We start from the raw sequence: 14,415 nt of genomic DNA, 5'->3' as shown, positions 1-14,415 counted from the left end.
GCTTAAAGATGTTGCTACTGCTAAATTTGATGAGTCGGTTGACATTGCAGTTCGTTTAGGAGTAGATCCAAGAAAAGCAAATCAAATGGTTAGAGGAGTGGTAACATTGCCTCACGGGACAGGAAAAGATATGAGAGTGTTAGCTCTTGTAACTCCAGATAAAGAAGCGGAAGCTAAAGCTGCAGGTGCAGACTATGTAGGTTTAGACGATTATTTACAAAAAATTAAAGACGGTTGGACAGATGTTGATGTAATCATCACTATGCCTGCTGTTATGGGTAAATTAGGTCCATTAGGTCGTATATTAGGACCTAGAGGTTTGATGCCAAACCCCAAAACGGGAACTGTAACTATGGATGTTGCTAAAGCTGTTATCGAAGTTAAATCCGGTAAAATTGACTTTAAAGTAGACAAAACAGGTATCGTTCACGCAGGTATTGGAAGAATTTCTTTCGAGGCTGACAAAATTGTAGATAACGCACACGAAATTATTCAAACATTAATCAAATTAAAACCAACTGCGGCTAAAGGTACTTATATCAAGTCTATTCACTTGTCAAGTACTATGAGTCCTGCAATTGCTTTAGATCCTAAAGCAGTTTAATTGGTAGTTAAAAATTTTTAGTATGACTAGAGAAGAAAAATCAATCGCGATTGAAGATTTAACTGCACGGTTAGCTGGTGTAAATGTTGTGTATTTAGCAGACATTTCAGGATTAAATGCTGAAACTACTTCCAATTTAAGAAGAGCTTGTTACAAAGCAGGTATTAAATTAGAAGTTGTTAAAAACACATTGCTTGAAAAGGCGATGAACGCATCAACTAGCAACTTTGGTGACTTATCTTCAGTTTTAAAAGGAAATACTTCCATCTTTCTTTCAGATTCGGCTAATGCCCCTGCGAAGATTATGAAAGAATTCCGCAAAAAATCTGATAAGCCTTTATTAAAAGGAGCTTACATCAACGAGGAAATCTACATTGGAGATAACTTACTTGATTCATTGGCTTCTCTTAAAACAAAAGATGAGGTTATTGGAGAAATCATCGGATTATTGCAATCCCCAGCTCAAAGAGTTATTTCTGCTCTTAAGAACCAATTCAAAGACGAAGCGGGAGCTGAATAATACAAACGTACATTATAAATTATATTACAAATCATTTTAAACGATAGAAAAAATGGCAGATTTGAAACAATTCGCAGAGCAATTAGTTAACTTAACAGTAAAAGAAGTTAATGAATTAGCTACAATTTTAAAAGATGAATATGGTATTGAACCAGCTGCAGCTGCAGTTGTAGTTTCTGGTGGTGGTGACGCTGTTGCTGCTGAAGAACAAACTGAATTCACAGTGGTATTGAAAGAAGCTGGTGCCTCTAAATTAGCAGTTGTTAAAGCTGTAAAAGAACTAACAGGTTTAGGTCTTAAAGAAGCTAAAGATTTAGTAGATGCTGCTCCTTCAAATATTAAAGAGGGTGTGACTAAAGATGAGGCTGAAGGTCTTAAAAAATCTTTAGAAGAAGCCGGAGCTGTAGTTGAGCTTAAATAAGCTTACTTAGGTTTTAAGGACTAGGTTTAGGTCTTGGATTAATCTCCAACGACCTAAACCATTTTTCGTATAATAAAATTATATTCTATTTTATTATCAAATAGTTTAAAATACCCTATTATTTTTGATCACTACGAAGAAAAAAAATTAATACAGTGTACGCTGAAACAATTTTTAAAGATGTATTGATTACAAAAAGAAAGTATTAGTTAAACAGTGTTTTACACAAAAAAATAATTACTTTTTTTAATCAAAATTTTGTCCATAGATGATAACAAATCAGACTGAACGATTGAATTTTGCCTCAACCAAAAATATACCTCAATATCCTGATTTTTTGGATATTCAGATTAAATCTTTTAAGGATTTTTTCCAATTGGAAACAAAAACCGATGAAAGAGGCAACGAAGGTCTTTATAACACCTTCATGGAAAATTTTCCAATTACAGATACAAGAAACAATTTCGTACTTGAATTTTTAGACTATTTTGTTGATCCGCCGCGTTACTCCATTCAGGAATGTATCGAGCGTGGTTTAACCTACAGTGTGCCGTTAAAAGCCCGTCTAAAATTGTACTGTACCGATCCTGAACACGAAGATTTTGAAACCATTGTTCAAGATGTGTATTTAGGAACTATTCCCTACATGACTCCAAGCGGTACCTTTGTAATCAATGGTGCAGAGCGAGTTGTGGTATCTCAGTTGCACCGTTCACCTGGTGTTTTCTTTGGACAATCCTTCCATGCAAATGGAACAAAATTATATTCTGCCCGTGTCATTCCTTTCAAAGGATCATGGATTGAATTTGCTACTGATATCAATAACGTCATGTATGCGTATATCGATAGAAAGAAAAAGTTACCTGTTACTACTTTATTCAGAGCTATCGGTTTCGAAAGAGATAAAGATATCCTTGAAATTTTTGACCTGGCCGAAGAAATTAAAGTTTCTAAAACCGGTCTTAAAAAATATGTAGGAAGAAAATTAGCCGCACGTGTGTTAAACACTTGGCACGAAGATTTTGTTGATGAAGATACCGGTGAAGTAGTATCTATTGAACGTAATGAAATTATATTAGATCGTGATACCATTATTGATAAAGATAATGTAGAAGAAATCATCGATTCGAATGTAAAAACGATCTTGTTGCACAAAGAGGATAATAATCAAGCAGATTATGCGATTATCCATAATACGTTGCAAAAAGATCCAACCAACTCTGAAAAAGAAGCTGTTGAGCACATTTACCGTCAGTTGCGTAATGCAGAACCGCCTGATGAGGAAACCGCTCGTGGTATTATAGATAAATTGTTCTTCTCAGACCAACGTTATAACTTAGGTGAAGTAGGTCGTTACAGAATGAACAAAAAACTTGGTTTGGATATTCCAATGGAAAAGCAAGTCTTGACCAAAGAGGATATCATTACTATTGTAAAATATTTAATTGAATTAATCAACTCTAAAGCAGAGATTGATGATATTGACCACTTATCCAATCGTCGTGTACGCACAGTAGGTGAACAACTTTCTGCACAATTCGGTGTTGGCTTGGCTCGTATGGCCCGAACCATCCGTGAGCGTATGAACGTGAGAGATAATGAAGTGTTTACGCCAATCGATTTAATCAACGCGAAAACATTATCATCGGTTATTAATTCATTCTTCGGAACGAACCAGTTATCACAGTTTATGGATCAAACAAATCCATTGGCTGAATTGACTCACAAACGAAGATTGTCGGCACTTGGACCTGGTGGACTTTCACGTGAAAGAGCCGGATTTGAGGTACGTGACGTTCACTACACGCATTACGGACGTTTATGTCCGATTGAAACACCTGAGGGACCAAACATTGGTTTGATTTCTTCATTGGGGGTTTATGCTAAAGTAAACGGAATGGGCTTCATCGAAACGCCTTACCGTAAAGTAGAAAACGGAAAAGTGGATTTAATTTCAACTCCTGTTTATTTAAGTGCGGAAGAAGAAGAAGGTAAATTAATTGCTCAGGCTAACATTGAAATGACAGCCGACGGTAAAATTACTGCTGATAAAGTTATTGCACGTGAGGAAGGTGACTTCCCGGTTGTAGATCCTTCAACGGTTCATTATACAGACGTTGCACCAAATCAAATTGCTTCGATTTCGGCTTCATTAATTCCTTTCTTGGAACATGATGATGCGAACCGTGCGTTGATGGGATCAAACATGATGCGTCAGGCAGTTCCTTTGTTACGTCCGGATGCTCCTATTGTTGGAACAGGTTTGGAACGTCAAGTAGCTTCTGATTCAAGAGTATTGATTAACTCGGAAGGTGATGGTGTGGTTGAATATGTGGATGCCAACAAAATTACTATCAAATACGATCGTACCGAACGTGAGCGAATGGTAAGTTTTGAACCTGATGAGAAGACTTATAACTTGACTAAATTCCAAAAAACGAATCAAAGTACTTGTATCAACTTGAAACCTATCGTAAGAAAAGGAAACAGAGTTGTGAAAGGACAAGTTCTTTGTGAAGGATACGCTACCCAAAATGGAGAATTAGCTATTGGTAGAAATATGAAAGTTGCGTTCATGCCTTGGAAAGGATACAATTTTGAAGATGCAATTGTTATCTCTGAAAAAGTTGTTCGCGATGATATTTTCACCTCTTTACATATTGACGAATATTCTCTAGAAGTGCGTGACACGAAATTAGGGAATGAAGAATTAACCAATGACATTCCAAACGTTTCGGAAGAAGCAACAAAAGATTTGGATGAAAACGGTATGATTCGTATTGGTGCAGATGTAAAACCGGGTGATATTTTAATTGGAAAAATCACTCCCAAGGGAGAATCTGATCCAACACCGGAGGAGAAATTATTACGTGCCATCTTTGGTGACAAAGCAGGTGATGTAAAAGATGCTTCATTGAAAGCTTCTCCATCCTTACATGGTGTGGTATTGAACAAAAAATTATTCGCGAGAGCGGTAAAAGATAAACGCAAACGTACCAAAGATAAAGACGATTTAACTTCTCTTGAAATGGAATTTGAAGTAAAATTCCAAGAATTGAAAGATAAATTAGTTGATAAATTGTTTGATGTTGTCAATGGTAAAACCTCTCAAGGGGTGATGAACGATTTAGGGGAAGAAGTTTTACCAAAAGGTAAAAAATACACTCAGAAAATGTTGAACGCTGTTGAAGATTTTGCACATTTAACAAAAGGACAGTGGGTAGCCGACGATGATTCGAATGAAATTGTAAACGACTTAATTCACAACTATAAAATCAAATTGAATGACCTTCAAGGAGCTTTACGTCGTGAGAAGTTTACCATTACCGTTGGAGATGAGTTACCTGCAGGTATTTTAAAATTAGCTAAAGTTTATATTGCTAAGAAACGTAAACTGAAAGTGGGTGATAAAATGGCGGGTCGTCATGGAAATAAGGGTATTGTTGCACGTATTGTACGTGAAGAAGATATGCCATTCCTTGAAGACGGAACACCTGTAGATATAGTATTGAATCCACTTGGGGTACCATCGCGTATGAACATCGGTCAGATTTATGAAACGGTATTAGGTTGGGCAGGTCAAAAATTAGGTAGAAAGTTTGCTACACCAATTTTTGATGGTGCAACTTTAGATCAAATTAATGAATTAACAGACGAAGCAGGCATTCCACAATTTGGTCATACCTATTTGTATGATGGTGGTACCGGTGAACGTTTCCATCAAGCTGCAACAGTTGGTGTTATCTATATGTTGAAATTAGGTCATATGGTTGATGATAAAATGCACGCACGTTCCATCGGTCCTTACTCACTAATTACACAACAACCATTGGGTGGTAAAGCACAGTTTGGTGGTCAGCGTTTTGGAGAGATGGAGGTTTGGGCACTTGAAGCGTATGGAGCATCTAGTACACTACGTGAAATATTGACGGTTAAATCGGATGACGTAATCGGAAGAGCAAAAACTTACGAAGCTATCGTTAAGGGTGAGCCAATGCCGGAACCGGGATTACCAGAATCATTCAATGTATTAATGCACGAATTGAAAGGTCTTGGTTTAGACATCCGTTTAGAGGAATAATAGTATTGTTTCAAGTTTCAGGTTTCAAGTGTATTGCAACCTGAAACTTAAAACTTGAAACAAAAACAACAAAATTTATTGACTATGATGAATAATAGAAATAATAAAGATAAAAATCCAGTTAAAAGGTTTAATAAAATTTCCATTGGCTTGGCTTCTCCGGAATCGATGTTGGCAGAGTCAAGAGGTGAAGTTTTGAAACCGGAAACTATCAACTACAGAACCCACAAACCGGAACGTGACGGACTTTTCTGCGAGCGTATCTTCGGACCCGTAAAGGATTACGAATGTGCTTGTGGAAAATACAAACGTATCCGTTACAAAGGTATTGTTTGTGACCGTTGTGGTGTGGAAGTAACCGAAAAGAAAGTACGTAGAGATAGAGTAGGACACATCAATTTAGTTGTGCCTATTGCTCATATTTGGTATTTCCGTTCGTTACCTAACAAAATCGGTTATATTTTAGGCTTACCTTCTAAGAAATTAGATATGATTATTTACTACGAACGTTACGTAGTAATTCAAGCAGGTATTGCTCAAAATGCGGAAGGCGAAGCCTTAAAAAGATTAGATTTCCTTACAGAAGAAGAGTATTTGACTATTTTAGATACACTTCCGATGGAGAATCAATATTTAGATGAAAACGACCCAAATAAGTTTATCGCTAAAATGGGAGCGGAATGTATCATGGATTTATTAGCTCGTACAAATCTTGACGAATTGTCGTACGATTTGCGTCACGCTGCGAATAACGAAACATCTAAACAAAGAAAAACAGAAGCGTTAAAACGTTTGCAAGTAGTAGAATCGTTCAGAGAGGCAAACTTGAACAGAGAAAATCGTCCGGAATGGATGATTTTAAAAGTGATTCCGGTGATTCCGCCTGAATTACGTCCGTTAGTGCCTTTGGATGGTGGTCGTTTTGCGACTTCCGATTTGAATGATTTATACCGTCGTGTAATCATCCGTAACAACCGTTTGAAAAGATTAATGGAGATTAAAGCTCCGGAAGTAATCTTGAGAAACGAAAAACGTATGTTGCAAGAAGCGGTGGATTCATTATTTGACAACACACGTAAAGCATCTGCTGTAAAAACAGAATCAAACAGACCATTAAAATCACTTTCGGACTCCTTAAAAGGAAAACAAGGTCGTTTCCGTCAAAACTTGTTAGGAAAACGTGTGGATTATTCTGCCCGTTCAGTAATTGTCGTTGGACCGGAATTGAAAATGTTTGAATGTGGTATTCCAAAAGATATGGCTGCTGAATTGTACAAACCTTTCGTGATTCGTAAGTTAATCGAAAGAGGAATTGTAAAAACAGTGAAGTCGGCTAAGAAAATCATCGATAAAAAAGAGCCTGTAGTATGGGACATCCTTGAAAATGTAATCAAAGGACATCCGGTATTATTAAATCGTGCTCCAACCTTACACCGTTTAGGTATTCAAGCATTCCAGCCAAAATTAATTGAAGGAAAAGCAATCCAATTGCACCCATTAGTTTGTACGGCATTTAATGCGGATTTTGATGGTGATCAGATGGCGGTTCACTTACCATTGGGGCCTGAGGCTATTTTGGAAGCCCAATTGTTAATGTTGGCTTCACACAATATCTTGAACCCTGCCAATGGTGCACCAATCACGGTACCTTCTCAAGACATGGTTTTAGGTCTGTATTACATGACCAAAGAGCGTTTGTCAACACCGGAGCATCCAATTTTAGGAGAAGGCTTGACCTTCTATTCTGCTGAAGAAGTAAATATTGCTTTGAACGAAGGTAGATTAGAATTGAATGCACGCGTTAAAATTAGAGCCAAAGACTTTAATGAGAATGGTGAATTAGTGTATAAAATTATTCAAACTACAGCCGGTAGAGTACTTTTCAACGAAGTAGTACCTGAAGCTGCAGGATATATTAATGAAGTATTGACCAAAAAATCACTTCGTGATATTATTGGTGATATTTTATCGGCTACCAATGTGCCAACAACTGCTGCATTCCTTGATAATATTAAGGATATGGGTTACAAATTCGCTTTCAAAGGTGGTTTGTCGTTCAGTTTAGGTGATATTAAAGTGCCGCAACAAAAGAATGAATTGATTGCTGATGCAAATGAGCAAGTAGAAGGTATTACTGTGAATTATAATATGGGTCTTATTACCAATAACGAACGTTACAACCAAGTAATTGATGTTTGGACTTCTACAAATGCTATGTTGACAGAATTAGCCATGAAAAACATTAGAGAAGACCAACAAGGGTTTAACTCAGTGTACATGATGCTTGATTCGGGAGCAAGGGGTTCAAAAGAACAAATTCGTCAGTTAACCGGTATGCGTGGTTTAATGGCTAAGCCTAAAAAATCAACTGCAGGTGGTGGTGAAATTATTGAAAACCCGATTCTTTCGAACTTTAAAGAAGGTTTATCGATTTTAGAATACTTTATCTCTACACACGGTGCTCGTAAAGGTCTTGCCGATACAGCTTTGAAAACGGCAGATGCAGGTTACTTAACCCGTCGTTTGCATGATGTATCGCAAGATGTTATCGTAAATAGCGAAGATTGTGGTACCCTGAGAGGAGTAGAAGTATCTGCTCTTAAAAAGAATGAAGAAATTGTTGAGTCTTTAGGAGAACGTATTTTAGGACGTGTGGCGTTGCAAGACGTAATTAATCCACTAAATCTTGAAGTATTAGTGAAAGGTGGCGTTCAGATTACAGAAGCAATCGTAAAAGAAATCGAAGCATCGCCATTAGAACGAGTAGAAGTGCGTTCCCCATTAAGCTGTGAAGCCGAAAAAGGAATTTGTGCCAAATGTTACGGTCGTAACCTAGCTACCGGACGAATGATTCAACGTGGGGAAGCAGTAGGAGTAGTTGCTGCTCAGTCTATTGGTGAACCGGGAACGCAGTTAACACTTCGTACGTTCCACGTAGGTGGGGTTGCAGGTGGAATTTCCGAGGAATCAAGCATAGTGACTCGTTTCCGAGGTCGTTTAGAAATAGAAGATCTTAAAACAGTGAAAAGTGAAGATGCCGAAGGAGCAAAAGCAGACATCGTAATCTCTCGTTCAACGGAATTGAAATTGGTTGATGAGAATACAGGTATTGTTTTAAATACGCATAACATCCCTTATGGTTCGACTATTTTTGTAAAAGATGGTGATGTTGTGGATAAAGGAACCGTTATTTGTAAATGGGACCCGTATAATGGAGTTATTATTTCTGAGTTTACCGGGAAAATTGCTTACGAAGATTTAGAACAAGGACAATCGTTCCAAGTTGAAATCGATGAGCAAACCGGATTCCAGGAAAAAGTAATCTCTGAAGGAAGAAACAAAAAATTGATTCCAACTTTATTGATTTACGGTAAAGATGGTGAATTGATTCGTAGTTATAACCTACCTGTTGGAGCTCACTTAATGGTTGACGACGGTGAGAAAATTAAAGCAGGTAAGATTTTAGTAAAAATTCCAAGACGTTCTTCCAAAGCAGGAGATATCACTGGAGGTCTTCCAAGAATTACCGAGTTGTTAGAGGCTCGTAATCCTTCGAATCCGGCTGTAGTTTCTGAAATTGATGGGGTAGTGACTTTTGGAAAAATCAAACGTGGAAACCGTGAGATTATCATTGAATCGAAATTTGGTGAGGTTAAAAAGTATTTAGTAAAACTTTCCAACCAAATCTTAGTTCAGGAAAATGACTTTATCAAAGCAGGTTTACCATTGTCTGATGGAGCAATCACTCCGGAAGATATTCTTAGAATTCAAGGCCCGTCTGCTGTTCAACAGTATTTGGTGAACGAAATTCAAGAGGTGTACCGTTTGCAAGGGGTAAAAATCAACGACAAGCACTTTGAAGTAGTGATTCGTCAAATGATGCGTAAAGTACGTGTAGAAGATCCGGGAGATACCTTGTTCTTAGAAGAGCAATTGGTACATACGAAAGATTTCATCGTCGAAAACGACAAGTTGTTCGGTATGAAAGTAGTAGAAGATGCCGGCGATTCGCAAGTATTAAAAGCAGGTCAGATGATTACTCCAAGAGAGTTAAGAGATGAAAACTCATTATTGAAACGTGAAGACAAGAATTTGGTGGTGGCTCGTGATGTAATCACTGCTACGGCAACTCCTGTACTTCAAGGTATCACAAGAGCTTCGCTTCAAACGAAATCGTTTATTTCTGCAGCATCTTTCCAAGAAACTACTAAAGTATTAAACGAAGCTGCTGTGGCAGGTAAAGTAGATATGTTAGAAGGCTTGAAAGAAAATGTAATTGTGGGTCACAGAATTCCTGCCGGAACCGGTATGCGAGCTTATGATAACATTATTGTCGGTTCGAAAGAAGACTATAATGAATTAATGGCTGCAAAAGAAGAATATAATTATTAAGGTATGAGTGAAAACAATCAACAACCGGGACAAATAAATATTGAATTGGATGAGAAAATTGCGGAAGGGATTTATTCCAACTTGGCAATTATCAATCATTCACATTCAGAGTTTGTGTTGGATTTTGTCACATTGATGCCTGGTGTGCCAAAAGCGAAAGTGAAATCGAGAATAATTTTGACGCCGCAACATGCTAAACGATTGTTAGCTGCTATTGCCGAGAATATTCAACGTTTTGAAAAAGCCCATGGCGAAATCAAAGAATCCGACCAACCACAAATTCCTTTGAATTTTGGTCCAACAGGTCAAGCATAGAACAAATTGGTAATATAATCAGTGACTCCTCAAGCAATTGGGGAGTTTTTTTTGTTCACCGCTCCAATTGATACAATTATAAATCGCTTCTTGATGATTGACTATACATTTACGTTGGAAAACGCGGGTAAAACATGCATTTTTTAACGATAAACAACACTTAACTGGTACTTTATCGATTTTTTGGGTTAGTTATCGAAAAAATAATAGTTTAGTAGAATTTAATAGTAGTTTTAATCAAAATTAGCACGGTTCCCAAATAAAAGTTCCGTTTATAATGTCTCATATCATGATTAAAAAAATTACATTGGTTGTCATTCTTTCTTTTTTTGCCTTTAGTTGCAGTTCTGAAGGTGTAGACCTAGGTGTTGAACAACAGCTAAATGTTCCGGGCTGGGCCAAAGGTAACTTTGCTGGTGTACACACTCAAGAACCATTGCACGTTTCAGAAGGTTTAATTTCTTTTGAGTTTTCAAACGAATTGCACACGTATGATAAATCAGATGTGCTAGAAGAAATAACAGAAGGTGGTCGTTATGTCTTACTTATCAACGACGGCACTCAGTTAATTTTCAATAAGTCAAGCCGTCCTGATGAAATTAATTTAATGTACAACGACCTTAATTTGGGTTGGTTTATTTTTGTATCTGAATAACATTTTACTAATTATAGGTTCCATTCATAAATCGTTCTTCAGTAAAGAGCGATTTGTTTATTTAAGGGAACAATATAGATAACCAATTAGCAATCATAACCCATTTTAACCACTAATAACCTATTATTTTTACTTAAAAAAAACCTACATTTAACCCACAAAAATATTCTATTTAAAAAATAAATCCATATATTTGTCGGTAAATTGCTTGATAATCAAAATAGTACCCCAACATTAACTAGCCTTAAATTTATTACATATGAAAAAATTATTATCTTTTACGTACAAATTTGGTTTCGTAGCATTGGTCATGCTACTGGCTGCACCGGCTTTTGGGCAGGTGTTGTACACCAATCCTATCACAGATCCGAATCCTAGTGCTGCGAATCCTTTCGTGGCAGGAAGTGTTTTTGATTCAAATTTAACAGTATCAGGTATTGGTAGAGGAGCGGGAATAGTTCCTGTTGCTGCTGCGAATGTTTACACTGCTAGTGGTTGGAATAATGCCACTATTGCTGATGCAATATTAGATGACGCTTATTTTGAATGGAACTTTACACCAGCACCTGGGAAAGCTATTAACTTTCAAAATTTAGTTGTAAACCTAAACAGAAGTAGTGGAAATCTAAATTCAATGCAGTGGTATTCAGACGTGGCTGTACCTGGCGTGTTTCAGCCAATAGAGGGTCCGTTCAATGGTATTGGCCTGCGTACATTAGATCTTTCAAGTCCTCAGTTTGACAACGTCACAGCTCCGATTTCATTTCGACTGTATGCTGCGGGTCCTGCCGTAATTGCGGCAAATACATTTACTGTAAATGACTTTACTTTTAATGGTTTTGTTCCCGGAATTTTCTATAATCCCATTACAGGTCCTGTGACTAAAGTTGCCAATAGTGGTACACAATATACAACCGGTCAAGTTGTAAATGAGTCGATTAGTGTAAGTGGTATTACCAATGGACCTGGTACCGATCATAATACTTCAACTGACCAGTATAATGTGAGCCGTTTTGAACAAGGTAGTCAAGCTCTAGCTGACCTTACAGGTGATTATTTCGAATGGGTAATAACACCAAATCCAGGGTTTAAGATTGATTTTAAACAACTTGTTTTAAGTTTGAAGATTAGTAATATTACTTTAAATGGAAATATTCAATTGCGTTCAAGTTTGGATGGTTTTGCTGCCCCTATTGGTTCTAATTTTAGTGGTTTTGCAGTTGGCCAGGCAACTAAATATTTTGTTGATTTGAGTGCACAACCTGAAAGTACTGCAGCAGTTACCTTTAGACTTTATGGATGGCTTGCTGATACTGCTACTAGAACTATTGATGTTACTGATTTTAATTTTGATGGTGTGGTGGCTCCTGATCCGCTTTCACCACCCTTATTAGCTACAAATGCAGTAGCTACTGTTGTTTTTGATAATTTGGTGTACAATACTGCTTCAGCAGCTCGATCGGTTAGCGTTTATGGTTTGGCTCCTACAGCGGGTTACCCTGCAAATGTTTCGGTGGTTGCAAATGTGCCCCATATTCAAGTTTCAGCAGATAATGTTACTTTCGGTGCGTCTACAACGCTTACTTTGACTTCTAATGCCTTGCATCCAATATACATCCGAATGAATCCGGATTATTTTGGAACGTTAACGTTTACACCAGGAATAACCCTAACCTCAGCCTCCTTTCCTCAAACAGCAACTATTAATGTGCGAGGTACTGTTGTAATAACACCTCCGGTAGCTACAGCAGCAACAGGCATTACATCGAGTTCGTTTATTGCTAATTGGCAACCAATCCCCAATGCACTTTCATACCTCTTACTAGTAGAGCGACAAGTTATCAATCAAAGTTTGCAAGAGTTTCTTTCTTTCCCGCCGGTTGGATGGTCAGCAACTGGTGCAACTGGCAGTAGTGGTAGAGTTTTGTTTAACGCGATTAATGAGAATCTTAGGACTCCAGCTGTCAGTAATCCAACTGAAATTTCATTTGATTTAAGGCAAACAGATTTAGATCCTAATTTCGATGAGAATATTATCATATTATCATATTCAACTAATTCAGGAGTTACTTGGTTTCCGATAGAATCTTTTAATGAAAATAGTCTTCCAATGAATGTGATTCAAAATTTTACTGTGGATTTGACATTATTTCAAAACTTATCCAATGTTATATTTAGGTTTCAAAAAGATGATGGATCGGCTAACGAGTTTTTTCTTGACAACGTAGCTATAAAATCTAAAACCTTGGTTCCGGTTACAACACCAAATTATAACGATTTGAATGTAGGCAACGTTACAACCTTTAATGTAACGGGTTTAGTTGATTTTACCGAGTACCAGTATTCTGTAAAAGCGGTTAGACAAGGTAACACACTCGCTTCTAATATAATCAAAGTTAAAACGTCTGAGTTAACCACAATATGGAATGGTTCTTCATGGTCTAATGGATTACCAAGTTCTACAAGAATTGCGGTAATCAATGGTAATTATAGTACAACACCTAACGGCAATTTTACTGCAAAAGATTTGGTTATAAACCCCGGGTTTACACTTACAATTTCACCTAATGGTTCGGTCATTTTAGATGGAGATTTTATAAACTTGGGTACTTCGGCAAATATGATTGTTGCAAGCAATGGTAATTTTGTTCAAAGAACTTTGAGTCCTAACGTTTCAGGTGAGATTACAGTTCGTCGTAACACGCAACCTTTAATGCGTTTGGACTACGTTGGCTGGGGGTCTCCGGTTGAAAATCAAAGTTTAGCAAGTTTTTCACCACTTACTTGGGGTAGTCGTTTTTACAGATTTAATACGCTTACAAACAATTACATAGAAAACAACCCTTACAGTAACGGTCTTGATACTGATTTTCAGCAAGGTAGAGGTTATTTAATTCGCATGCCAAACAATCACCCGATCACACCAACGGTATGGCAAGGCGAATTTAAAGGGGTGCCAAACACTGGAATTGTAAATGTTACGATGATTAACCAAGGTTCTGGTAAGAACAATAATTTTATTGCAAACCCTTATCCATCGGCTATCAGTATTTCTAGGTTTATTAATGAAAATAGCAGTCAGATTGATCCGACGTTGTGGGTGTGGAGAAAAACTAATGGTGCAGCTGGTTCGGCCTATTATACTTGGGCAGGTAATATTTGGAGTAATGCAGTAGGCCCTGGTGATGATATAGCTGCTACACGTATTAATGTAGGGCAGGCCTTTATAGTGCAAGCAAGAATTGGTGAAACAAGTCTACGTTTTACGAACAATATGCGAGAAGTGTTCAATGGTACATCTTTCAGACCCGCTAATGAAGTTCATGCAGATGCAGAATCCAATGAAATTCAAACTGAGAACGGAGATGAAAAACACATCATGTGGTTAAAATTAGCAAAAGATAACGAAGAAGTTACTTCTATTGCT

General features: G+C 37.3%; 8 protein-coding genes. All 8 read left to right on the top strand.

Going from position 1 to position 14,415, the window contains the following annotated elements:
- Positions 1 to 604, top strand: a 604-nt coding sequence (rplA, locus tag ACIQ2S_RS05745) for a 50S ribosomal protein L1 (protein ID WP_396173789.1), incomplete at its 5' end; no start/stop codon positions are given.
- A 22-nt stretch (positions 605 to 626) separates the two neighbouring features.
- Positions 627 to 1,124 carry a 50S ribosomal protein L10 gene (gene rplJ / locus ACIQ2S_RS05740; RefSeq protein WP_396173787.1) on the top strand — a complete coding sequence of 166 codons (498 nt, stop codon included), beginning with the start codon at positions 627 to 629 and terminating at the stop codon, positions 1,122 to 1,124.
- A gap of 52 nt (positions 1,125 to 1,176) precedes the next feature.
- On the top strand, positions 1,177 to 1,545 hold the full coding sequence (rplL, locus tag ACIQ2S_RS05735; protein WP_396173785.1) for a 50S ribosomal protein L7/L12: 369 nt from the start codon (positions 1,177 to 1,179) through the stop codon (positions 1,543 to 1,545).
- A gap of 268 nt (positions 1,546 to 1,813) precedes the next feature.
- Complete coding sequence (gene rpoB / locus ACIQ2S_RS05730) at positions 1,814 to 5,626, top strand: DNA-directed RNA polymerase subunit beta (protein ID WP_396173783.1); 3,813 nt, start codon at positions 1,814 to 1,816, stop codon at positions 5,624 to 5,626.
- 84 nt (positions 5,627 to 5,710) lie between these two features.
- Positions 5,711 to 10,018 (top strand): DNA-directed RNA polymerase subunit beta', encoded by a 4,308-nt coding sequence (gene rpoC, locus ACIQ2S_RS05725; RefSeq protein ID WP_396173781.1) that lies wholly within the window; start codon positions 5,711 to 5,713, stop codon positions 10,016 to 10,018.
- Positions 10,019 to 10,021: 3 nt separating this feature from the next.
- Positions 10,022 to 10,333, top strand: coding sequence for a DUF3467 domain-containing protein (locus tag ACIQ2S_RS05720; protein WP_396173778.1), 312 nt, complete (start codon positions 10,022 to 10,024; stop codon positions 10,331 to 10,333).
- Between the two features lie 289 nt (positions 10,334 to 10,622).
- Complete coding sequence (locus ACIQ2S_RS05715) at positions 10,623 to 10,988, top strand: hypothetical protein (protein WP_396173776.1); 366 nt, start codon at positions 10,623 to 10,625, stop codon at positions 10,986 to 10,988.
- A 259-nt stretch (positions 10,989 to 11,247) separates the two neighbouring features.
- The coding region (locus ACIQ2S_RS05710) for a hypothetical protein (RefSeq protein WP_396173774.1) at positions 11,248 to 14,415 on the top strand (3,168 nt) is incomplete at its 3' end.

This window comes from Flavobacterium sp. (assembly GCF_044371705.1).
In the GTDB taxonomy this organism is placed as follows: domain Bacteria; phylum Bacteroidota; class Bacteroidia; order Flavobacteriales; family Flavobacteriaceae; genus Flavobacterium.
Note: the sequence above shows the minus strand (reverse complement) of the source record. Positions and strands in the feature narration are given on the sequence as shown.

Bases quoted from the DNA above. Each gene is read 5' to 3' on its own strand.
- ACIQ2S_RS05720 (WP_396173778.1), top strand. From the start codon at position 10,022: ATGAGTGAAAACAATCAACAACCGGGACAAATAAATATTGAATTGGAT.
- rplJ (WP_396173787.1), top strand. From the start codon at position 627: ATGACTAGAGAAGAAAAATCAATCGCGATTGAAGATTTAACTGCACGG.
- ACIQ2S_RS05715 (WP_396173776.1), top strand. From the start codon at position 10,623: ATGATTAAAAAAATTACATTGGTTGTCATTCTTTCTTTTTTTGCCTTT.
- rpoC (WP_396173781.1), top strand. From the start codon at position 5,711: ATGATGAATAATAGAAATAATAAAGATAAAAATCCAGTTAAAAGGTTT.
- rpoB (WP_396173783.1), top strand. From the start codon at position 1,814: ATGATAACAAATCAGACTGAACGATTGAATTTTGCCTCAACCAAAAAT.
- rplL (WP_396173785.1), top strand. From the start codon at position 1,177: ATGGCAGATTTGAAACAATTCGCAGAGCAATTAGTTAACTTAACAGTA.